This window comes from Pseudogemmobacter faecipullorum (genome assembly GCF_020539525.1).
GTDB classification, from domain to species: Bacteria; Pseudomonadota; Alphaproteobacteria; order Rhodobacterales; family Rhodobacteraceae; genus Pseudogemmobacter; species Pseudogemmobacter faecipullorum.
Window position 1 is genome coordinate 118943 of sequence record NZ_JACDXX010000010.1, and the last position, 20663, is coordinate 139605.

General features: G+C 64.2%; 19 protein-coding genes, 1 pseudogene and 1 riboswitch. Of the genes and pseudogenes, 9 read left to right on the forward strand and 11 right to left on the reverse strand.

Translation table 11 applies throughout. From position 1 onward, the window contains the following. Positions 1-17 precede the first annotated feature (17 nt). From H0485_RS12180 to H0485_RS12190, 3 genes are all read right to left on the reverse strand, one after another. The gene (locus H0485_RS12180) at positions 18-1010 is read right to left on the reverse strand and encodes an ABC transporter permease (RefSeq protein ID WP_226935916.1); all 993 of its coding nucleotides are present in this window, start codon (positions 1008-1010) and stop codon (positions 18-20) included. Further along, entirely contained in the window at positions 1000-2538 is a 1539-nt protein-coding gene (locus H0485_RS12185) for a sugar ABC transporter ATP-binding protein (RefSeq protein WP_226935918.1), read from the reverse strand. The genes H0485_RS12180 and H0485_RS12185 overlap by 11 nt, the downstream gene beginning before the upstream one ends. Positions 2539-2637: 99 nt before the next feature. Next, positions 2638-3582 carry a substrate-binding domain-containing protein gene (locus tag H0485_RS12190; RefSeq protein ID WP_226935920.1) on the reverse strand — a complete coding sequence of 315 codons (945 nt, stop codon included), beginning with the start codon at positions 3580-3582 and terminating at the stop codon, positions 2638-2640. 407 nt (positions 3583-3989) lie between these two features. On the opposite strand from H0485_RS12190, the gene H0485_RS12195 reads away from it, so the two are divergent. Beyond that, positions 3990-4424 carry a GIY-YIG nuclease family protein gene (locus H0485_RS12195; RefSeq protein ID WP_226935922.1) on the forward strand — a complete coding sequence of 145 codons (435 nt, stop codon included), beginning with the start codon at positions 3990-3992 and terminating at the stop codon, positions 4422-4424. 22 nt (positions 4425-4446) lie between these two features. Here the strand turns inward: H0485_RS12195 and H0485_RS12200 are convergent, their stop codons facing one another. From H0485_RS12200 to H0485_RS12220, 5 genes are read right to left on the reverse strand one after another with little or no spacing between them, the layout of a single operon-like run. Further along, on the reverse strand, positions 4447-5898 hold the full coding sequence (locus H0485_RS12200) for an ABC transporter ATP-binding protein (protein WP_226935924.1): 1452 nt from the start codon (positions 5896-5898) through the stop codon (positions 4447-4449). Continuing rightward, positions 5898-6701 carry an ABC transporter permease gene (locus H0485_RS12205; RefSeq protein WP_226935926.1) on the reverse strand — a complete coding sequence of 268 codons (804 nt, stop codon included), beginning with the start codon at positions 6699-6701 and terminating at the stop codon, positions 5898-5900. The genes H0485_RS12200 and H0485_RS12205 overlap by 1 nt, the downstream gene beginning before the upstream one ends. Next, positions 6698-7729, reverse strand: coding sequence for an ABC transporter permease (locus H0485_RS12210; RefSeq protein WP_226935928.1), 1032 nt, complete (start codon positions 7727-7729; stop codon positions 6698-6700). Before H0485_RS12210 ends, H0485_RS12205 begins: the two co-directional genes overlap by 4 nt. Then, positions 7726-9294: an ABC transporter substrate-binding protein gene (locus tag H0485_RS12215; RefSeq protein ID WP_226935930.1), complete on the reverse strand. Its 1569-nt coding sequence runs from the start codon at positions 9292-9294 to the stop codon at positions 7726-7728. The genes H0485_RS12210 and H0485_RS12215 overlap by 4 nt, the downstream gene beginning before the upstream one ends. Positions 9295-9315: 21 nt before the next feature. Continuing rightward, positions 9316-10281, reverse strand: coding sequence for a homocysteine S-methyltransferase family protein (locus H0485_RS12220; RefSeq protein ID WP_226935931.1), 966 nt, complete (start codon positions 10279-10281; stop codon positions 9316-9318). 240 nt (positions 10282-10521) lie between these two features. Here H0485_RS12220 and H0485_RS12225 point away from each other — a divergent pair, with 240 nt between their 5' ends. After that, on the forward strand, positions 10522-10857 hold the full coding sequence (locus H0485_RS12225; protein ID WP_226935933.1) for a zinc ribbon domain-containing protein YjdM: 336 nt from the start codon (positions 10522-10524) through the stop codon (positions 10855-10857). A 46-nt stretch (positions 10858-10903) separates the two neighbouring features. Here H0485_RS12225 and H0485_RS12230 read toward each other — a convergent pair whose 3' ends face one another. Both H0485_RS12230 and H0485_RS12235 read right to left on the reverse strand, forming a co-directional pair. Then, positions 10904-11299: a diacylglycerol kinase gene (locus H0485_RS12230; protein ID WP_226935935.1), complete on the reverse strand. Its 396-nt coding sequence runs from the start codon at positions 11297-11299 to the stop codon at positions 10904-10906. Continuing rightward, on the reverse strand, positions 11296-12930 hold the full coding sequence (locus H0485_RS12235; protein WP_226935937.1) for a phosphoethanolamine transferase: 1635 nt from the start codon (positions 12928-12930) through the stop codon (positions 11296-11298). Before H0485_RS12235 ends, H0485_RS12230 begins: the two co-directional genes overlap by 4 nt. A 135-nt stretch (positions 12931-13065) precedes the next feature. On the opposite strand from H0485_RS12235, the gene H0485_RS12240 reads away from it, so the two are divergent. The 3 genes and pseudogenes from H0485_RS12240 to bluB all read left to right on the forward strand — a co-directional run bounded on the left by H0485_RS12240 (position 13066) and on the right by bluB (position 15896). Beyond that, positions 13066-13719, forward strand: coding sequence for a response regulator (locus H0485_RS12240; RefSeq protein WP_226935939.1), 654 nt, complete (start codon positions 13066-13068; stop codon positions 13717-13719). Next, positions 13716-14972, forward strand: a complete 1257-nt coding sequence (locus H0485_RS12245; RefSeq protein WP_226935941.1) for a sensor histidine kinase — start codon at positions 13716-13718, stop codon at positions 14970-14972. Before H0485_RS12240 ends, H0485_RS12245 begins: the two co-directional genes overlap by 4 nt. Before the next feature lie 6 nt (positions 14973-14978). Next, positions 14979-15167, forward strand: a riboswitch (cobalamin riboswitch). A gap of 45 nt (positions 15168-15212) precedes the next feature. Next, a pseudogene (gene bluB, locus H0485_RS12250) lies at positions 15213-15896 on the forward strand (5,6-dimethylbenzimidazole synthase). A gap of 274 nt (positions 15897-16170) precedes the next feature. On the opposite strand, the gene H0485_RS12255 reads toward bluB, so the two are convergent. Next, on the reverse strand, positions 16171-16698 hold the full coding sequence (locus tag H0485_RS12255; RefSeq protein WP_226935943.1) for a MarR family winged helix-turn-helix transcriptional regulator: 528 nt from the start codon (positions 16696-16698) through the stop codon (positions 16171-16173). Positions 16699-16850: 152 nt separating this feature from the next. Here H0485_RS12255 and H0485_RS12260 point away from each other — a divergent pair, with 152 nt between their 5' ends. From H0485_RS12260 to H0485_RS12275, 4 genes are all read left to right on the forward strand, one after another. Further along, on the forward strand, positions 16851-17879 hold the full coding sequence (locus H0485_RS12260; protein WP_226935945.1) for an ABC transporter substrate-binding protein: 1029 nt from the start codon (positions 16851-16853) through the stop codon (positions 17877-17879). Positions 17880-17960: 81 nt separating this feature from the next. Continuing rightward, a complete protein-coding gene (locus H0485_RS12265; RefSeq protein WP_226935947.1) occupies positions 17961-19016 on the forward strand; it encodes an ABC transporter ATP-binding protein in 1056 nt (351 codons plus the stop codon). Positions 19017-19018: 2 nt separating this feature from the next. Next, entirely contained in the window at positions 19019-19870 is an 852-nt protein-coding gene (locus tag H0485_RS12270; protein WP_226935949.1) for an ABC transporter permease, read from the forward strand. Then, positions 19867-20655: an ABC transporter permease gene (locus tag H0485_RS12275; RefSeq protein ID WP_226935951.1), complete on the forward strand. Its 789-nt coding sequence runs from the start codon at positions 19867-19869 to the stop codon at positions 20653-20655. Before H0485_RS12270 ends, H0485_RS12275 begins: the two co-directional genes overlap by 4 nt. The last annotated feature ends 8 nt before the right edge of the window (positions 20656-20663 follow it).

Sequence of the window (20663 nt, forward strand, 5' to 3'; positions counted from 1 at the left end):
AGCTCGGATCCTTCTGCTCAGCTGGCGTCGCGGCGGATATAGCGGCGGGAGAGGGCATCGAAGGAGATCGCAAGCACCACGATTGCCCCGGAAACCACGCCCTGCCAATAGGGGGAGACGCCAAACAGCACGATAATATTTTCAATGATGGCAATGATGGCTGCGCCAAAAATACCGCCCAGAGGCGAGCCGACGCCGCCGGTGGTGGCGACGCCACCGATGACGGCGGCGGCGATCGGGGCCAGCACCCAGGCCTGACCGATCGAGGGCTGGGCCGTGCCGAGACGCGCCACCATCAGCACCCCGGCCAGGGCCGAAAGCATGCCCGCCAGGGCAAAGATGATCAGCCGGATGCGGTTGACCCGGATCCCCAGCATCCGCGCCGCCGGGGCATTATTACCGATGGCATACATATAGCGGCCCATCGGGGTTTTCATGGTCAGAAACAAGGCGATCAGCAGCACCAGCATCATGATGATGAAGGGCACCGGCACGCCAAAGGCATCGCCGCGACCGAGGAAATGGATCTCAGCCGGAATGCCGGTGATTGCCACGCCCTTGGTCAGCACAAGGATCGCGCCGCCATAGATCCCGGCCATGCCGATGGTCAGCACCAGTGAATGCAGGCCAAGCGCGGTCACCAGAAAACCGTTCAGCAGGCCAAGGCCAAGCCCGAGCGCCATCGACAGGGCAATCGCCGCCCAGGGGTTCACCCCGGCCTGAACCATCAGCATGCCCGAGACAACGCCGCAAAGCCCGCCAATGGTGCCGAGCGAGAGATCGAGTTCGCCGAGGATCATCAGCGCGCTTTGCGCAATGGTCATGATGCCGACAAAGGCGAGGCCCCGGGCAATGACCGACATATTATAGGCCGAGAGGAAATAGGGCGAGATCAGGCAGGAGACCGCGAAGATCGCCAGCAGTGCGATAAACACCCCGGCCAGCGGATTGCGCAGGATCACGGTCAGGAAAGAGGGGCGCCCGGCGGGGGCGCTGGCATCAGTGGACATGAGAGGTCTCCGCGTCAGAACTGGCTCCTGCAGGGATCTGTGCAGCAGCAGTGCCGGAGGCGAAGATCGCCCCGACCAGGGTTTCGCTATTGGTGGTGGCGGCCTCAAAATCGCCGGTCAGCCGGCCGCTGTGCATGGTGATGATGCGGCTGGCGCAGCGGCGCAGCTCGGTCATCTCGGAAGAGATCAGAATGATGCCCACGCCCTCTTCGGCGAGGGTTTTCATGATCTTATAAATTTCGGCCTTGGTGCGGATATCGATGCCCTTGGTCGGCTCGTCAAACACCATGATGCGCGGGCGCGTGGCCATGGCGCGGCCAATGATGGCTTTTTGCTGGTTGCCGCCCGAAAGTGTCGAGATTTTCTGGCCCATGCCAGCGGCGCGGATGCCGTAATCGCCGATCACTTTTTCTACCAGGCTGCGCTCGCGTCCGGCGTTGATCCCGGCCTTGCCCGAGGTCAGCGCGAGAATGGAAATGCCGATATTCTCGCGCAGCGACAGCAGCGGGAAAATGCCGTGATGTTTGCGCTCTTCCGAGAGATAGAGCATGCCATTCGCCACCGAGGCTGCGGGATCATTCAGCTTCCAGGCCTTACCCCCGACCGTCACCCGGCCAGCACGGGTTTTGCGGAAGCCGAAAATCGCCTGCATCAGCTCGGAGCGGCCCGCGCCGACCAGGCCGGCAAAGCCGAGGATCTCGCCACGTCTGAGGGTAAAGCTCGCGTCCTGGAACTGCTCGCCGCTGAGGCCCTCGACCGCCATGATCGTATCACTGACCGGGCATTCGGGGCGGAAATGCGCATCAATCGACACGTCGCGGCCCGACATGGCGCGGATCAGCGCGGGCTCGTCTATGTCGCGGATCTGGCCCGATCCGACCTTTTCGCCATTGCGCAGCACGGTGAAATCATCGCCGATACCGAAGACCTCTTCCATCTTATGCGAGATGAAGACGATGGCATGGCCGCTGGCGAGAAAATCGCGGATCACCCTGAAGACGCGCTCCACCTCGGAGGCGGTCAGGGCCGAGGTCGGCTCGTCGAGGATCAGCACCTTCATCTCTTTATTGGTCGAGGCGCGGGCGATCTGTAACAGCTGCTGATCGGGCACCGGGATATGGCGCACCAGATCTGAGGGGCGGGCGCGGATACCGAAACGGTCGAGATAGTCCTGGGCTTCGGCCTCCATCCGGCGCCGGTTCACCAGCCCGCCATGGCCGGTGCGGCTGAAGGGCATGAACAGGTTTTCCGCCACGGTGATATCGGGGAAAAGCGACAGCTCCTGGGGCACATAGGCGATTTTGCGAAACAGATCGGGCGTGGTCAGCGGGTCCTGGCCATCGATGTGGATCTCGCCGCGCGAGGCGCGGTCGGTGCCGGTCAGGATCTTCACCAGCGTGGATTTTCCGGCGCCATTCTCGCCCGCCAGAATATGGGTGCGTCCCAGCTCAACGGACAGATCGACGCCGTTCAGCGCGGTGACGCCCGGAAAATCGCGGCCGAGGCCACGTGCCTCCAGATAGGCCATAATATATCTCCGAAGGATTGGCTTTGCCGCAGCCGGCAAAGCGGCGATACGGCAGAGGCGCGGGTTGCGGGCCGGTTCTCCCGGCCCGCCCTCTTCAGCTCAGCCGCCGAGGTTTTCTTTGGTCAGGAAGGCATTGCCGGTGTCGAGGAACTGCGGCACCGGGGCGCCGGTGGCCTGCTGCCAGAGTAGCATCACCGACCAGTAGCCCTGCAGCTCGGGCTGCGAGGCCGAGGAGCTGTCGGCGACGCCTGAACGGATCATATCGAGCATTTCCGGCAGGTTATCGAGGCCGACCAGGGTCACTTCGCCCTGTTTGCCCGCCTCAATAATGGCCTGGCCGATCCCGATCGGGCCTGCCGCATCCGAGGCGACCCAGCCCTTCAGATTGGGGTTGGCCTGCATGATGGCCGAGGCCTGCTGCTGGGCGATCTCGATGGAATCATTATCGATCCCTTCGGCCACAACCTTGATGCCGGGATGTTCGGCAAAGACCTGGCGGTGGCAATCGGCGCGGATCGAATGGTTCGGCGCGGTCGGCACGCCCATCATGATCGCAACCTCGCCCTCGCCGCCGAGAACCTCAACCAGACGCCGCGAGGCGATTTTGGCCTGTTCGCAGAAATCCGAGCCGATATAGGGGATCGCCATGCCTTCGGGCGGCACGGAATCGAAGAGAACCAGCGGAATATCCTGCGACTGCGCCGCTTCCAGCGAGGCGCGGTTGCCCTCGGGATCGAGCAGGTCGATGGCGATGCCATCGGGGCGGGTCGAGATGGCGCTCTCAACGATCTGCACCTGCTGGACCACATCTGCACTCTGGGGAGCGGAATAGACGATCTCGACCGAGGCGCCGGTCTGGGCCTGCAGGGCGGCGGCGGCCATCTGCGCGCCGTCATTCACCTTGTCGAACCAGGGGTGCACCACTTTCGGCACGATCAGGAAGCGGTAGCTGTCCTTTTTCACCGTGCCCGGAGCCTCTTCGGCCAGTGCGGCCAGCGGCAGAGCAAAGGCGGCCCCGGCCAGAAGGGTTGCCAGTTTCTTCATGAAATCCTCCCAAATTTCTCCGCATATCCGGCGCGGAAGGCCGGTCGGCAGGGCGGATTCCCCCTGTCGACGCCTGATTGATACATGTGTTAATTTGAATTTACAACTATATTGAGCCGCCTGGCCGAAACCGGCCCGGGCCTGTCGGGCAGGGACCGGCCAGGCTCCGCCCCGGCCGGGGGATGGCCCGGGGCGGGGATGCACGGGTCTGTGAGGCATTCCTTGGCGCTGTGCGCTGCAGATCGGGGAAAGGCTGGCCTTTCTGCCCTATGGTCCGATCCGCCGGGATAAAGGCGAATATTCGCTTAATGTTCGTGAAATAATCTGGTAATTCCCCGGAATTTCAGGCATCTGGCGGCGTCATACTGCCCCCGGGGTGTAACTGGTTTCCGCCCGCGGGCGATCTGATGGCGCGCAAGAAGAAGAAAAAGACCCCCCGGCTGCCCAGGATACAATGGGTTTATATCATGTCGAATGCCTCGATGCCGGGGCTGCTGAAGATCGGCATGACCACCACCAGCCCGCAGCAGAGGAACCGCGAGCTTGGTGCGGCGACCGGCGTGCCGACGCCGTTCCGGCTGGAATATTCGCTGCGGGTCAGCAATGCGCTCAGGGTCGAGCGGGCGCTGCATCAGGAGCTGGCGGTCTATCGGGTCAACCGGCGCCGCGAATTCTTTGAGATGGATGTCAAAACCGCGATCCGGGCGCTGAAGACGGTGGCGAAGCGGCGGCCCTTCGGCCTTGGCGGGCTGATCTGGCTGCTCGCAGGCGGGATGGAGGTGCTGACCGCGCTGCTGCTGCTTTATCTCGGCACCGGGGTCTGGGAGCATATGCTGCCCTGAACCCGGCCGGGGCTGACCCCATTCAGCCGAGCGCGACTTCGCGGTGGCAGAACCGGGCGACCAGCTGGCGGTCATGGGTGATCATCAGACAGGCCATCTGCCGCTCTTCCTGCAGACGGCGCAGGGTGGCGAGCACCTCTTTGGCCACCAGCGGGTCGAGCGCGGCGGTGGGCTCGTCGCAGATCAGGATCGAGGGTTCGGCGGCGAGGGCGCGGGCGATACAGACACGCTGTTTCTGCCCGCCCGAAAGGGTGGCGGGGCTGCGCCCGAGCAGGGCAGGGTCGAGATCGACATCGCGCATCAGCGCCTCAAGCGTCACGCGGTCCGGGGCGCGGCGCGACAGGCGCAGCCCGCGGGCCAGGGCCATGGCGACGCTCTGCGCCGGGTTCAGCGCCAGATCGGGCAGCTGATGCACGATCTGGATCGCCGCCAGATCGGCCTTGCTGCGCTGGCCGAGCCTCGCGGGCAGCCGCCGGCCCTCGCGGCGGATCTCGCCGGTAAGCGGCGGCAGCAGTCCGGTGATCGCCCGCATCACGCTCGATTTGCCGCTGCCCGAGGGGCCGGTCAGCGCCAGGGTCTCGCCGCGGCCAAGGCTGAAGGACAGGTTTTCAAACAGCGCTGGCCCGGCGCCATGGGCGAGGCTGAGGCCGCAAAGTTCCAGCACCGGCGCCGGATCCTGTGGCCGGGCCGGGGCCGCAATGTCGCGCGCCGCCAGCAGGGCCTTTGCATAGGCGCTTTGCGGCGCGCGGTGCAGGGAGAGGCTCGGGGCCTCTTCGATCAGGCTGCCATGGCGCAGCACCAGCACCCGGTCAGCAAGGCCGGTGACCAGTTCGAGATCATGGCTGATATAGAGCGCCCCAACCCCGGTCAGGCGGATGGCGCTGCGGATCGCCTCCAGCACATCGGCCTCGGTCTCGCTGTCGAGCGCGGTGGTCGGCTCGTCAAATACGATCAGCGCCGGGCCGGGCAGCAGTGCCATGGCGATCATCGCCCGCTGCAGCTGCCCGCCCGACATTTCATGCGGATAGCGCCTGGCCAGCACCTCAGCCCCGGGCAGGGCAAGCGCGCTGAGCAGCGGCGCAAGCCGGGCGCTGATCGCGGCCCGGGCCAGGCCGGCAAGGCGCAAGGGCTCGGTCATCTGGCGCAGCAGGGTCTGGCCCGGGTTGAAACTCGCCGCCGCAGACTGGGCGACATAGCAGATGCGCTGACCGCGCAATCTGCGCCGGGCCGCCTCGGGCATCTGCAGCAGATCCTGGCCCTCGAAGCGCATCTCGCCGCTGATATGGCGCAGCCCCGGGCGCAGATGGCCGAGGGCCGCGAGACCAAGCGTGGTCTTGCCCGCCCCGGATTCGCCGATCAGCCCCAGAACCTCACCGGCTCTGAGGCTGAAGGACAGGCCGCGCACCACCGGCCGGTCCGGATCGGCGGCGGCGGCAATGACCAGATCCTGGCAGTGAAGAAGGGGGGCAGCCATCAGCTTCTGCGCTCCGAAACAAGGTCAATCAGCGCGCCGATGGCGATCGACAGGATGGCAATCGCCGCCCCGGGGAACAGCACCGAAGTGGCGCCGAACAGCATACCGTCTTTATTCTCGCGGATCAGACTGCCCCAGTCGGTATCGGGGGGCTGAATGCCAAGGCCGAGGAAGGAAACGGTCGAGAGCATCAGCACGGCAAAGATCAGCCGCAGCCCGGCTTCGGCCAGCAGCGGGCGCCAGCAATTTGGCAGGATTTCGCGGCATGCGATCCAGAGCGTGGTCTCGCCGCGCAGCCGCGCCGCTTCGATATAATCGCGGGTGACGATCTCGCCCGCCAGCAGCCGGGTCAGCCGGTAGACGCGGGTCATCTCAACCAGCGCGATCACCAGCACCAGCTCGACCGGGCCGCGCGGCAGGACGGCGATCAGGAACAGGATCAGGATCAGCGCCGGAACCGCCATCACCAGATCGACAAAGCGTGACAGCAGCTGATCGGTCAGACCGCCGCGCAAAGCCGCAATCAGCCCGGCCCCGACCCCGCTCAGCATCGCCAGAACCACCACCGCCCCCGCCATGGCAAGCGTGGTGCGGGTGGCCCAGATCAGCCGCGAAAAAACGTCGCGGCCAATGGTATCGGTGCCGAAAGGGTGCCCGGCCCCAGGCGGCTGCCAGCCGGGGCCAACCACCTCATTGAGTGCAAAAGGCGCGAGCAGCGGCGCGAACAGAGCGGTGGCGATATAGCCCAGGGTCACCACAAACGCGAGCAGCGCGCCAGGCCGGGCCAGCAGGGGAAAACTCACAGGCGGCTCCGTATCCGGGGGGTGCCGAGGGTTGCTGCCAGATCGGCGCCGAGGTTGAGCAGGATATAGACCGCGGCAAAGATCAGGCTGCAGGCCTGAACCACCGGCATGTCACGCTTGGCCACGCTGTCGACCAGATACTGGCCAAGCCCGGGCAAAGCGAAAATCGTCTCGACCACCATCACCCCGGTGATCATATAGGCGAGGTTCAGCAGCGCGACATTGGCGATGGGGCCGATGGCATTGGGCAGGGCATGTTGCCAGAGGATCCGCGCCTCGGAGAGGCCCTTGAGCCGGGCCATCTCAATCCAGGGCTGCGAGAGAATATCGAGCAGCGCCGAGCGGGTGGTGATCACCACATGCCCGGCCACGGCCAGAAACAGCACCAGCACCGGCAGGATCATCGCCTGGAGCTGCGCAGAGAGCGCCATACCGGGGCGCAGCGGTACCGAGCTGGGCAGCCAGCCAAGCCAGAGCGCGAAGATGAAGATCACCGCATAGCCGGTGAAAAATTCGGGGGCCGAAATGGTGCAACGCGCGATCAGCCGCAGGGAGCGGTCAAAGCGGCTGCCATTATGGCGCGCCGCCCAGGCCCCGGCGGTGATCGCCAGCGGAAGGGTGACGAGGGCGGCACAGCAGGCCAGCAGAAGCGACAGGCTGAGGCGTGGCAAAACTGTATCGGCCACCGGGCGGCGGTTCGAGAAGCTGGTGCCGAGATCGCCCTGCAGCAGATTGCCGATCCAGGCGGCGTAGCGGCTCCACATCGGCTGATCGAGACCGAGCTCGGCACGCAGGGCCGCGAGATTGGTCTCAGTAGCGGCCTTGCCCAGCATGGCCTGGGCGGCATCGCCGGGCAGCAGCTCAAGCCCGAGGAAAATCAGCAGCGAGACCAGCCAGAGCAGCAGCAGCGAGGCCCCCAGCCGGCGCGTCACATAAAGCGTTTTCGGCCAGCGCCGCGCCAGAGGGCGCAGCCCCCCCCGCCGGGCGGGGGAGGCGGGAGCGCTGTTAGCCGAACCGGTCTGGCTCATGCCTCAAGCCAGACCGAGGGGCCAATGCGCGGGGCAATCTGGCCCGGCACTGCGCTGAAGCCGCGCAGATCCGCCGAGCCGCCGTTCAGCATCGAGCGATAGACCGGGATCAGCGAGGCGCTTTCCTCGACGATCAGCAGCTGCGCGTCATGGTAAAGCGCGCGGCGCTTTGCCTCGTCGAGCTCGCCCCGGGCGGCGGTGATGATCCCGTCAAACCGGCTGTTGTTCCAATAGGTCTCATTCCAGGTGGATTGCGAATGATAGAGCAGCGACAGCAGCGCATCGGCGGTCGGGCGGGCCGACCAGACCGAGGAGCAGAAATCATGCTGCATCCAGACTTCGCTCCAATAGCCATCGGCCGGGACGCGGTCGATCTCAAAGGGCAGACCGGCCGCAGCGGCAGAGGCCTGGATCAGCTGGGCGCATTCCACCGTGCCGGCAAAGGTAGCGCCTTCGGCGACTGAGAGGCGGATCGGGCCGTCATAGCCGGATTTCTTCCAGTAATGCGCCGCCTTATCCGCATCGTAATCATGGCGCGGCAGATCGGTCGAGAAATAGCGGCTGGTCGGGAACAGCGGGTTGTCATGCGACACCGAGCCCGAGCCGGGGAAAATCGCCCCGACCAGCTCCTCGCGCTCTACGGCATATTTCACCGCGCGGCGCACATCGGCATTGGCAAAGGGGCCCTGATCGGTGCGGCCAACGAAGAGGCCGAGCTGATTATCAGGCTCCTCCAGCAGCTGGATCTGCGGCATGCCGCGCAGTCGGCCTGCCACCTGGGCGCTGATATTATTGATGAAATGCAGGCTGCCCGACATCAGCGCCGCGACCCGGGCCGAGGCATCATTATAGGCCAGGGTCTCGATCGAGGCGACGAAGCCGCGCGCCGGGTTCCAGTAATTCTCGTTGCGGCGCACCAGCAGGCTGACGCCCGGCTCGAAATTCTCGAGAATATAGGGGCCGGTGCCCACGCCCTCATCGAAATTGGCGCCGTCGAAAGTGACGACATAGTGAATATCGCTGAGCAGATAGGGGAAATCGGCATTTGGCGCATCGAGATCAATGGTGATCTCCATCGGGCCGGTCTTGCTGATCGCGGTCACCGCCATCAGATAGCTTTTGCCGGCCGATTCTGTATCATCACCGCGGTGATGGTTCAGCGAATAGATCACATCTTCCGGGGCCAGCGCCTTGCCATTGTGAAAACTTACCCCGGAGCGCAGGGTAAAGACCCATTGCTGGCCACCCTGGCGCGGCTCCCAGCTTTCGGCAAGCGCGGGGGCCACAAGGCCCTGGTCGTCGAGATCGGTCAGCGTGTCGAACAGCTGGGTGCCGCAGTGATAGTTGAACTGCTCCCAGTAATAGGCCGGATCGAGCCGGTCCGAGGTTGAGGCATTATCGATCCCCATCACCAGATGGCCGCCCCGGCTCGGGGTGCTGGTCTGCGCCATCAGGCTATGCGGCAGGATCAGCGTGCTGGCCCCGGCCATGGCTGCGGCTCCGCCGAGGAAGGCACGGCGCGGCATTGCCCAGACCGGGGAACGGCTGGTCTTCTGAACGGTCATAATTTTTCTCGAATCCGGGGCTCAGTGAGCGTGATCGTGGTGCAAAGCGCAGATATGGTCCGGGCCGATGCCGCAGCAGCCGCCGGCATAGCTTGCCCCGGCTGCGATCCAGTCTTGCACGATGGCGGCATATTGCGCGGGTTCGAGATCGCCGCGCAGATGGCACAGATCGCCATTGGCCGCGACCTTATCCTCGCCTTCGGGCACCGGCACGAAAGTATTGGCATAGGCGCCGATGTGACCGGCCAGCGGATGGCCCTCAAGGTTTTGCCTTGCGATGCGGATCGCGGGTTCCATGAATTCGGCCTGGCTGCAGTTGAACAGCAGCACCTCTGCGCCGAGATCACGGACCCTCAGCACGGCCCCGGCCAGTTTTTCGCCCGAGCGCAGCACCGGATCTGCCCGGCCTGCCAGCACCTCGCCCGCGCCTTTGATGTCTTCCAGAGTGAAAGACACCCAGAGCGGACGGCTGTCGCCGGGCAGCAGCTCGGCCAGCAGCTCGCGCACGGTTTCGGCTTCCTCGACCGAGCTGAGCGTTTCGGCCAACCAGACATCGACATAGGGCGCAAGGCCGGTGATCAGCACCGAGAGCAGCCGCCGCGCCTCTGCCTTGTCAAAAAGATCGGGGCGGTACGAGCCCAGCACCGGCGGCAGCGATCCGGCCACGATGATTTTGCGCTCGCTGCGCGCTGCGCTTTCGCGGGCAAGACGGCCCGAAAGCTGAGCCAGGCCAAGGCCTTCGCGCTCAAAACGCTCGGCGCCGATATGGAAGGGCACGACTGCATAGCTGTTGGTGGTGATCATATCCGCACCGGCGTGGATATAATCGTCATGCACCGCGCTGACATGTTCAGGCGCCTCGATCAGCGCCAAAGCAGACCATTCGGGCTGGCGAAACGGCGCGCCACGGCGCAAAAGTTCACGGCCCATGCCGCCGTCGAGAATAAAAATCCTGCCCATCGCGGCCCCCATAATACTTTCAGCCATTAACCATCCGGACCGGATGAATTCAACGTGAAGCGGGAGAATATTAAGCTCTTTAATCTAATGTTTTATATCAATTATTTTCATCATCCGCCGTTCCGGCCCTGATGCCGGAGCCGGCGGGGCCGGGTTGCGGGCAGAGAACAGGCTGAAACCTGCGGGAGAGAGAGGGCGATCCGCCAGGGCTGTGATCAGGGCGATCAGGGGCTGGCCTAAGGCCCCGGCCCGCTCTATGGCAGGGCCATGTCAGACACTCTTCCCCCCTGCCCCGAATGCTCTTCTGCTTTCACCTATCAGCTGGATGCGCTTTTCAGCTGCCCGGAATGCGGCCATGAATGGACTGGCGCGGTCAGCACTGCCGAGCCTGTCCGTGATGCGGTGGGCAATATCCTGTCCGATGGCGATACGGTGACCGTGATCAGGGATCTGAAGGTCAAAGGCTCTTCCCAGGTGGTGAAGGTCGGCACCAAAGTCCGGGGCATCCGGCTGGTTGGCGGTGATCACGATATCGACTGCAAAGTCCCCGGCATCGGCCAGATGGGGCTGAAGTCGCAATTCGTGAAAAAGGTCACCGGGTAACCGGGAAAGGGCTGGCCCGCCGGTTACCCGACGCGCCAGCACCCGTTCAGGCGAAGACCGCCCTTGCCACGACCAGCAGCAGATAGCCGCTGGCCGCGAAAAGCGTCAGACCGACGGCCAGCGAGCCGAGATCTTTGGCATGTTTCGCATCCAGCGACCATTCCGGCGAAATCCGGTCGGTCAGCACCTCAAGCGCGGTATTGAGCGCCTCGACCACCAGCACGGCCAGACACAGAGCGCCAAAGATCAGCCAGTCCGCCGGTCCGGTGGCACAGAAGGCCAGCACCACCGCGCCTAGCGCGGCCCCGGCCAGCTCAAGCCGGGCTGCGGTTTCCTGCCAGAGGCGCTGCATGCCGGCGATGGAATAGCCAAGCGCGTCGATCACATGCAGCGGGCCCTTGCGCGGCACCGGAACGGCGCGGTTCTCCTCGGACGGGCTCATACCTGTTGTCCCCCATGGCAGGTTGCGGTCAGATCCAGTGCCGTCTCATGCACTGTGGTGACGACATCCATCAGCCCCAGCACGGTCGGGAAGAGATTATCCTGACTGCTCGGCTGATCGGCAAGGGCTTTCAGGCAGTCCGGGCGCAGGCCCATCGTGGCGGAAAAGCGCGGATCGAGCCAGAGCACGAAGGGCACACGGGTCTGTTCCGGCGGGGCCATGAAGCCGGGGGCGGCATGGAGATAGAGACCATTCTCGCCCAGAGATTCGCCATGATCGGACATATAGAGCATCGCCGGGATCACCCGGTCTGAGGCGGCGAGCAGATCAATGGTCTGCGCCAGAACATAATCGGTTTCGGCAATCGAATTGTCATAGGCGCTGACAATCTCTTCCGGGGTGCAGTCCGAGAACTGCATGCTGCGGCAGTCGGGCCGGAACAGCGCCCGCGCTTCGGCATAGCGCTGGAAATAGGCCGGGCCATGGCTGCCGATCATATGCAGCACCAGAACGGTGTTTTCGGTGATCGTGGCGAGGGTGCGCTCAATCTCGGGCAGGAAGGCCTCGTCGCGGCATTCGGGGCTGCAGGCCCCGGGGGCGAGGCTGGCATCAATCTGCCGCCAGCCGATGCGCTTTGCCACATTCTGCGGTCCGGCATTATTGTCGATCCAGTCGACGCTGACCCCGGCATGGCCGAGCACATCGACCAGGTTCTCGCGGCCGAGGAAGGCCGCGCGCGAATAGCCCGATTGGCCGAGGCCCGAGAACATGCAGGGCACCGAAACCGCGGTCGAGGTGCCGCAGGCGGTGGTCTGGGTGAAGGCGATGACATCGCGCTTTGCCAGTTCGGGGGTGGTGTTGCGCTCATAGCCGTTCAGGCCGAAATTCTGCGCCCGCGCGGTCTCGCCGACAAAGAGCACCAGCAGCACCGGCTTTTCTGCGGCAGCGAGTTTTGGCCCCTGCTGCGCATCAACCCCATAGGCGGCGGCGACCGGATCGGCGGTTTTCCATTGCTCACGCGCATATCTGATCCCGGCGACGAGGCTGGCCCCGGGCTGATAGGAGGCCATGACCTCATTACGCTCGCGCAGCATGGCCGAGTAATCTTTGTAATGGCTGAACAAAGCCGCAACGAAAACGGCAAGGCTCAGCATGACGCCAAGCGGCCAGCGCCAGAGCTGATGCAGGGGCGCAACCCGGCGCACCTCGGGCCAGAACAGCAAAAGCGCCGGCACCACCCCGGTCAGGGTGATGGTGGCGATCATGCGGAAGGTGATCAGCTGCGCCGATTCGGCGGAATTGGTCTCAAAGATATTGCGCACCATTTCGCGGTCGATCAGCACGCCAAAGGTGCGCTCATAATAACCGGCGCTGGCGGCGATCAGGATCATCACCGCTGCCACCGGCTTTTGCAGCCGCCAGGGGCCCAGCAGTTCCAGCAAAAACACAGTCAGGGCAAAAATCCCGATGCCAAACATCAGCGAGCGGCTGTCACTGAGGGGGAACTGGGTGAAGAGCCGGCTCCAGAAGCCCTGGTTCAGCACCAGCAGAATATAGGCGGCAACGATCAGGGTAAGCGTGGTCTGGGTGATCCGGGGGCGCCAGCGGAAGAGGGGAGGAATAGGTTTCATCGGCCTGTCTTTTTTATCCGGCTCGCTGCCGGTCAGGGCGCGCTTTGCGCCATGAAGCTTACACGAGTCTTGCAATGATGGCCGGGGACTGCCTTTTTTCTCGCCAGTTGCCCGGGCATTGGCTATGCCAGAGCCATGCGCCTGCTCCTTGTTGAAGACAGTGAAGATCTTGCCCTTTCGGTTTTGCGGTTTTTGCAGAGCCAGGGACACGCCGTTGATCATGTCAGCGATGCGGCCGGGGCCGAGGCGGCGCTGCTGACCGGCGAATATGCCTGCGTTATCCTGGATCTTGGTCTGCCCGATGGCTCGGGGCTGACGGTGCTGAAGGCCGCGCGCGGGCGCCGCGACCGCACGCCGGTGATCATCGCCACGGCGCTCGATCAGATCAGTGACCGTATTGCCGGGCTGGATGCGGGGGCCGATGATTATGTGGTTAAGCCTTTTGATCTGCAGGAGCTGGCGGCGCGGGTGCGCGCCCATGCGCGGCGCGGCCAGGGCCTGCCGGAAACCCGGATCGCGCTTGGCGATCTGCAGATCGACCGGGCCGCGGCCCGGATCTGGCGCGGGGATGAGGAGATCCGCCTGACCTCGCGCGAATGGGCGCTGTTTGAGGCGCTGATCGGGGCGAGGGGCCGGGTGCTGAGCAAGGCGGTGCTGGAAGAGGCGCTCTATGCCTTTGACGCCCGGATCGAAGGCAATGCGGTTGAGGTCTATATCTCACGCCTGCGCCAGAAAATCGGGGCAGAGCGGATCCTTACCCGGCGCGGCCTTGGCTATCTGCTGCCATGAGCGCGCCCGCGAACAGGCCCTGGTCGATCCGGCGCCGGCTGACCAGGCGGGTGCTCTTGCTGGTGGGGGTGATCTGGCTCGTCACGGCAGCCCTGGCTGTGGCCTTTCTCGATTATGAGATCGGCGAGATGCTGGATGAGGAAATGGAGGTTGTCGCCCAGACCACGGTCCTGTTCCTTGATGCCACGCCCGGCGGGGTGGTGCCGCGCAATATCGGCATCAATTCGAATAATGGCGAGCGCATCCTGCGCATTTTGCGCAGTTCCGATCCGGTGCCCGATCAGCCCTGGCCGGTGCTGACCGAGGACGGGTTCCACCGCGTGCCGGGCTGGCGGGTGCTGCGGCTCAGCGCCGAACATGCGGTGATTGAGGTCGGGCACAGCACCACCTGGCGGCGCGAGGAAATGCTTGAGGCGGGCACCGCCTTCCTGCTGCTGATCCTGCCGATGATCCTGTTGCTGATCCTGGGGCTGCGCTACAGTCTGAGCCAGGGCTTCGCGCCGCTGGAGGCGCTGACCCGGGCGATCTCGGGGCGCGCGCCCGGCGATCTTTCGCCGCTGCCCGAGCATGGGCTGCCGCGTGAACTGGCCCCGCTGGCCCAGGGTCTGAACCAGTATACCACCCGGATCGGCGAGCTGCGCCATGCCGAGCGGCAGTTCGTCGCCAATGCCTCGCATGAGCTGCGCACCCCGGTGGCGGCGATCCGCGCCCGGCTCGATCTGTCGCAGGACCCCGAGGCGCGCGCCACCCTGCCGCTGCTCGACAGCCTGACCCGGCGGGTTGAGCGGCTGTTGCAGCTGTCGCGCTCGGAGGCGGGGATCGGGCTCGGCCGTGGGCCGGGCGATCTTGTGCAGATCCTGCGGCTTTTGCTGCGCGAGGTGGGAGAGCATGCGGCCCATCCGATCCTTTTTGACGACGGCGATTTTGACGAAATGCCGGTGGCGGCCGATCCCGATGCCCTGGCGATTTTGCTGCGCAATCTGCTGGAAAACGCGGTCGGCCATGGTTCGGGCCTGGTGCGGCTGCGGCTGAGCCGGGAGGGAGAGGGCGCGGCCAGGCTGGTGATCAGCAATCCGGCGGCCGAGGGGTTCCGCGATCAGCCCTTTGCCCGGCGCCCTGGTTCGCAGGGGGTGGGACTTGGCCTGTCGATCGTCGAGCAGCTGGCCCGGGCGATGGAGGTGGGGGTGACCAAAAGCTTTGCCGATGGCAAGGCGGAGATCACCCTGATTTTTGCCCGGTTGCCGCAGGCCTGATGCGGCGCTAGGCTCTGCCGGTCTGGTGCCGCGGGGCTGATCCCCGGCGGATAATCGGGAACACGGTGCAGATCCGTGACGTGCCCAACGCTGTAAGGCTGACCGGGCGGCAGATGCCACTGGCCCCCGTGCCGGGAAGGCGCCGCAGCAGGGATGACGCCAAGTCAGAAGACCGGCCAGACACCAGAGGCTTTGTCGCGCGGAAGGCGGCGGGGCCATCGGTCTGACAGGGGATATGTCATGAAACCAGCAGGTTTGCGGCCCGCGGCCGCTTTCAGTGATGCCGAACGCGCGGCACTGTATCGCGCTATTTATGAGCGCCGCGATGTGCGCAGCCAGTTCCTTCCTGATCCGCTGGCCGGGGATGCGCTGGAGCGGATCCTGTAGGCGGCCCATGCCGCGCCCTCGGTCGGGCTGTCGCAGCCGTGGAATTTTCTGCTGATCCGCAGTGCTGAGGTGCGCGGCGCGGTGCAGCAGGCGTTCTGCCGGGCCAATGAAGAGGCGCGGCAGATGTTTGGCGCTGCGCGGCGTGCGCTTTATTCGCAGCTGAAGCTCCAGGGGATTGTCGAGGCACCGCTCAATATCTGCGTGACCTGTGACCACAGTCGTGGCGGCCCCGTGGTGCTGGGGCGGACCCATCAGCCCGAGACCGATCTGCATTCGACGGTCTGTGCGGTGCAGAACCTGTGGCTGGCGGCGCGGGCCGAGGGCATTGGTCTGGGCTGGGTCAGCATCTTTCACCCCGGCGCGCTGAGCGAGATTCTGGGCCTGCCCGAGCATGTCACGCCGGTGGCCTATCTGTGCCTTGGTTATGTGAATGAGCTTTATGATCATCCCGAACTGGAGGCAAAGGGCTGGGGGCAGCGCCTGCCGCTGGACGAACTGATCTATTGCGACCGCTGGGGACAGAAAACACCGGGCTGAGACCCGGCGGATGAGCCGGGCCGGGATCTGGCCCGGGCTTATGTCAGGGGCGAAAGAGAGAGCTCAATGCCATGCCATCCGAAGGGCGGTGCAAACTCATGCAGGTTTCAGATCCTGGGACCTGAGACCGGGGATCTGTGTAAAACGCCAGTGTGGCGCGCCAGCCAGAGCTCAGGCGTCGGGGGTATATGCTGGTCGCACAGGCTCTGCCCGCCAGCCCCCGGCGCGCGGCACGGGCAGAAAGAGCTGGCAGATCATGCTTTCAGCGCCCCGCTCAGACCGCGCTGTTGAGCACAATGGCCTTGGCCAGAAGCCGGGCGAGGTTTTCCTGCTCGGCCGCGCTCATGCCGCTGATCAGCTCATGTTCGAGTGCAGCATGGGCGCGCATCGCCTCATCAGCGACGGCGACGCCCCGGGGCGTCAGTTCGACCTGTACGCCACGCGCATCATGCTCGTCGGCGCGGCGGATGATATAGCCATCGGCCTCCATGCGGCGCAGCAGGTTCGATAGTCCGCCGGAGCTGAGAACGATCCGCGACAAAAGTTCGCCGGGCGACATCCGGTAGGGCGGGCCGCTGACCCGGATCGTGGCGATAACGGCATAGCTTGGGAATTTCAGATTGAACTTCGCCAGATTGCGGTTGATGCGTTCCGTCATCAGTTCCTGCAGATGCAGGACCCGCCCGACAACGGCTTTGGCGCTGCTGTCGATATGGGGCACTTCGGTCTGCCACATCCGCAGACCCCGGCCGATCCGGTCGGCATCCCAGTATGCAATCGGGTCACGCTCATCTGACTTCACGTAACGTTTCCTTCGCTGGGCATGGCTTATCTTTCAGAAAATATCTCAAACCGCGATCTTTTGATAGCTTTTAAAAATCTTTTGTGAAAGATTAATTGAAGAAGATTCACCCCGGCCCGGCCGGGAGTCCGGACTGGGAGGTTCTGGCCGCGATGAAAAGCAAATTTATGATCCCCGCCGCAGTCGCTGCGGCAGCGGCCTTTGGTGCCCCGGGCGCAGGCTCTGCGGCGGAACTGGTGGTTGGCACTTTCGGCGGCGGTTTTGCCGAGAATCTGCAAAGCTGCTATGCGGAGCGTTTCACGGCAGCCACCGGGGCAGAAGTCCTGCTCAAGCCCGCAAACTCTGCGCAGCACGCGGCCTCGCTGCGCGCCAGTGCCGGGTCGCCCGATGTGGATGTGGTCTTTGCCGATGACGCTTTTGCGGTGCAGCTGGCCAATGAAGGCCTGCTGCAGCCGCTCGACCGCAGCAAACTCAGCAATGCGCCCGATATCCTTGAGGCGGCCTGGGGGGCGCAGGATGCCTATGTGGCGGCCATGCTCGGCGCCACGGCTATCGTCTATAACCGTGAAAAGCTTGCCGAGCCGCCGACCTCCTGGCAGGATCTCTTTGATCCCAGATATGAAGGCCGGGTGACCATTGGCGATATTTCCGGCACCACCGGCTGGCAGTTTGTGGCGGCGGTAAATGCAATGGAGGGCGGTGCGCTGGAAGATCCGGCGGCGGCGCTGGAGAAAATCGGCCCGCTCGCCAAATCTGCGGCGCTGCTCTACACCCAGGCGGATCAGGTCGTGGCGCTTTTTGAACGCGGCGAAATTGATCTCGCCGTCTGGTATCCGGACCGTGCGGGCGTGGCGATCAAATCGGGTCTGCCGCTGGCTGTGGCCTATCCTGAGGAGGGGGCCGTCGGGATCCGTCCGACCATCTCGATCCCGAAGGGCGCCGAGAATGCTGAACTGGCCGAGAAATTCGTCGATATCGTCCTTTCGGCCGAGGCACAGAAATGCTTCTCGGAGGCCCAGGTGATCGGTCCGGTGAACACGAAAGTCGTGGTTGAGGGCGAATATGCCAGCATCCTGCCCACCGCAGAGCAGGCCTCGAGAATGCTCTTCCTCGATCCTGAGACCATGGCCCGGCTGATGCCGGACTGGACCCGCCGCTGGCAGCGCGAAGTGCTGCGCTGAGCCGGTCAATCCCAGACTGAACTCCCTGTCCGGCAAGCCCGCACCTGCGGGCCTGCCCGTCTGCGCCTGAAAGACATCCGAATGAGTAATCTCACCCTGCGCAATGTTGTGAAGCGCTATGGAAAAACCGAGGTGGTCCGGGGCGCCTCGTTTGAAATTGCCGAGGGTGAGTTCGTCTCGCTACTCGGACCTTCGGGCTGTGGCAAAACGACAATCCTGCGCATGGTGGCAGGTCTGCTCGAACCGAGCAGCGGTGAGATCCTTATCGGCAGCCGCGAGGTAACCCGCCTGCCGCCCGATAAGCGCAATATCGGCCTTGTGTTTCAGTCCTATGCGCTCTTTCCGCATATGACCGTGTTTGACAATGTCGCCTTTGGCCTGCGCCGCCGGAAGACTGAGGCCGCTGAAATCACCCGCCGGGTGAATGAGGCGCTGGAGATGGTGCGCCTGTCGGGCTATGGCAGCCGCTATCCGCGCGAGCTTTCGGGCGGCCAGCAGCAGCGTGTGGCCATGGCCCGCGCCATTGCGCCGCGTCCGAGCGTTCTGCTCTTTGATGAGCCGCTCTCGAATCTCGATGCATCGCTTCGCGATGAGATGCAGATTGAGCTGAAGCGGCTGCAGAGCGAGCTGGCGATTACCACCCTTTTCGTGACGCATGATCAGGCTGAGGCTCTCAGCCTCTCAGACCGGGTCGGCGTGATGTATAACGGCGTCATCCAGCAGCTGGCGGCGCCCGAAGCGATCTATCACCGGCCGGTGAATGCCTTTGTCGCCAGCTTTATCGGCAAGCCCAACCGGGTGAGCGGGGTAATGCGCGGCGGCAGTCTTGCGCTTGGCGGCGATCTGGTAATCCGCGCTCAGGCCACGGATCTGCCCGATGGCAGTGCAGCGGAAGCCTTCATCCGTCAGGAAGCCCTGCAGGTGCATCCTGCGCCGGTCGATGCCGCCCTGCAGGGGCAGGTGGTTCTGCGCTCCTTCTCGGGCCCGCTGGTGCAGCTTGTGGTGCGGCTCGCGAACGGTGCCGAACTGGTCGTCGATGTGCCATCGGCCGCGGATGCGGCGGCCCTTGGCGCCGGAGAGACCGTCTGGCTGAGCCTGCATCCCCGCGATGTAATCCTGCTGCCGAAGGAGGTGTGACCGTGACGCCGCGCCGCTCTGCCTGGCTTCTGGCCTCGCCGCTACTGCTGGTGCTGACACTGGCCTTCTTTGTGCCGCTTCTGCTGCTGATTCCGACGAGCTTTCGCGAATATCTGCCGGGCCAGGGTGTGGTCCCCGGCAGCTTCACGCTGGAAAATTACGCCCGTATTCTGACTGATGGATATTATCTGGAAGTGGTGCTGAGAACGCTTGTTCTCGGGGTTGCGGTGACGGTGATCTGCCTGCTGATGGGCTATCCGGTGGCCTATCTGATTGTGCGCGGCAATCCGCGCTGGCGGCTGGCGCTGACCCTTCTGGTGATTTTTCCGCTGATGCTGAACCTGGTGGTCCGCTCCTTTGGCTGGATCGTGCTGCTGAGCAGCCGGGGCATCGTCAACAACCTGCTCATCGACATTGGCCTGATTGAGAGCCCGCTGAAGCTGATGTTCAATATGACCGGACTGCTGATCGGGCTGAGCCATATCTATCTGCCCTTCATGGTGCTGATGCTGGTGGCGGCCCTGCAGAATCTGCCCCGCGATGTGGAGGCCGCCGCCTCCAGCCTCGGCTCGTCGCGCACCCATGTTTTCTGGTCGGTCACCCTGCCGCTCACGGCGCCAGGGATCATCAGCGGCTCTATTCTGGTCTTCGTGCTGACCATTTCGGCGCTGGTGACGCCGCGGATGCTGGGCGGGCCCTCCTATCAGGTCATGGCGACCCTGATCTATGACGAATATATGCAACTTCTTGACTGGCCCAGCGGCTCGGCGCTGTCTTTTGCCCTGGTCAGCATGACCCTGCTGATCATCTGGGGGTCGAGCCGTCTTACCAGAAAATGGGCTGGCCTCGCATGAATACGCTTCCCCCGACCCGCTCTGTCACCGCTCTGGCCCTGCTGGTTCTCGCTTTCCTGCAGATCCCGGTTCTGGTGGTCATTCTCGCCTCTTTCAGCGAGACGAGCTATCTGACCATCCCGCCCCAGGGGGTCACGCTGAAATGGTATGAGGCCGTCCTTTCGGATCCGACCTATCTGCGCGCGCTCAAAAACAGTCTGATCCTGGCCTGTGCCTCGACGGGGCTGTCGCTGCTGCTCGGGGTGGCTGCGGCCTATGCCCTGTTCCGCCGCGTGCTGCCGGGCTCCGAGGCGATCACTTCGCTGCTGATCTCACCCCTGGTGGTGCCCTCGGTCGTCGTGGGGGTCGCCATGCTGCAATATTTTACCCTGACCGGGTTTCGCGGCAGCTTCCTCGTGCTGATCATCGCCCATGTTGTCATCACCGTGCCCTATATCCTGCGCTCGGTCCTGGCGAGCCTGTCGGGGCTTGATCTTTCGGTCGAGGAGGCCGCGCGCTGCCTTGGGGCGAATGGCCTGACCACCTTCCGGCTGGTCACGCTGCCGCTTATCAAACCGGGGCTGGTTGCAGGCGCGCTCTTTGCCTTTGTGACCTCGATGGAAAACGTGCCGGTGACGATTTTCCTCGCTTCGGCGAAGCAGACCACGCTGCCGATCCTGATCTTCAGCTCGGTTGAAATGGGGGTGAACCCTTCGGTCGCAGCTATTTCCACCCTTCTCATCGTGGCAACCGCGCTGGTGCTTCTTGTGGCAGAGCGCTGGACCGGCTTTCACAAATTCGCCTGAGGACGACA

Excerpts from the sequence above, each read along its gene's own strand:
- H0485_RS12180 (WP_226935916.1), bottom strand. The coding sequence starts at position 1,010 with ATGTCCACTGATGCCAGCGCCCCCGCCGGGCGCCCCTCTTTCCTGACC.
- H0485_RS12185 (WP_226935918.1), bottom strand. The coding sequence starts at position 2,538 with ATGGCCTATCTGGAGGCACGTGGCCTCGGCCGCGATTTTCCGGGCGTC.
- H0485_RS12190 (WP_226935920.1), bottom strand. The coding sequence starts at position 3,582 with ATGAAGAAACTGGCAACCCTTCTGGCCGGGGCCGCCTTTGCTCTGCCG.
- H0485_RS12195 (WP_226935922.1), top strand. The coding sequence starts at position 3,990 with ATGGCGCGCAAGAAGAAGAAAAAGACCCCCCGGCTGCCCAGGATACAA.
- H0485_RS12200 (WP_226935924.1), bottom strand. The coding sequence starts at position 5,898 with ATGGCTGCCCCCCTTCTTCACTGCCAGGATCTGGTCATTGCCGCCGCC.
- H0485_RS12210 (WP_226935928.1), bottom strand. The coding sequence starts at position 7,729 with ATGAGCCAGACCGGTTCGGCTAACAGCGCTCCCGCCTCCCCCGCCCGG.
- H0485_RS12215 (WP_226935930.1), bottom strand. The coding sequence starts at position 9,294 with ATGACCGTTCAGAAGACCAGCCGTTCCCCGGTCTGGGCAATGCCGCGC.
- H0485_RS12220 (WP_226935931.1), bottom strand. The coding sequence starts at position 10,281 with ATGGCTGAAAGTATTATGGGGGCCGCGATGGGCAGGATTTTTATTCTC.
- H0485_RS12225 (WP_226935933.1), top strand. The coding sequence starts at position 10,522 with ATGTCAGACACTCTTCCCCCCTGCCCCGAATGCTCTTCTGCTTTCACC.
- H0485_RS12230 (WP_226935935.1), bottom strand. The coding sequence starts at position 11,299 with ATGAGCCCGTCCGAGGAGAACCGCGCCGTTCCGGTGCCGCGCAAGGGC.
- H0485_RS12235 (WP_226935937.1), bottom strand. The coding sequence starts at position 12,930 with ATGAAACCTATTCCTCCCCTCTTCCGCTGGCGCCCCCGGATCACCCAG.
- H0485_RS12240 (WP_226935939.1), top strand. The coding sequence starts at position 13,066 with ATGCGCCTGCTCCTTGTTGAAGACAGTGAAGATCTTGCCCTTTCGGTT.
- H0485_RS12245 (WP_226935941.1), top strand. The coding sequence starts at position 13,716 with ATGAGCGCGCCCGCGAACAGGCCCTGGTCGATCCGGCGCCGGCTGACC.
- H0485_RS12260 (WP_226935945.1), top strand. The coding sequence starts at position 16,851 with ATGAAAAGCAAATTTATGATCCCCGCCGCAGTCGCTGCGGCAGCGGCC.
- H0485_RS12265 (WP_226935947.1), top strand. The coding sequence starts at position 17,961 with ATGAGTAATCTCACCCTGCGCAATGTTGTGAAGCGCTATGGAAAAACC.
- H0485_RS12275 (WP_226935951.1), top strand. The coding sequence starts at position 19,867 with ATGAATACGCTTCCCCCGACCCGCTCTGTCACCGCTCTGGCCCTGCTG.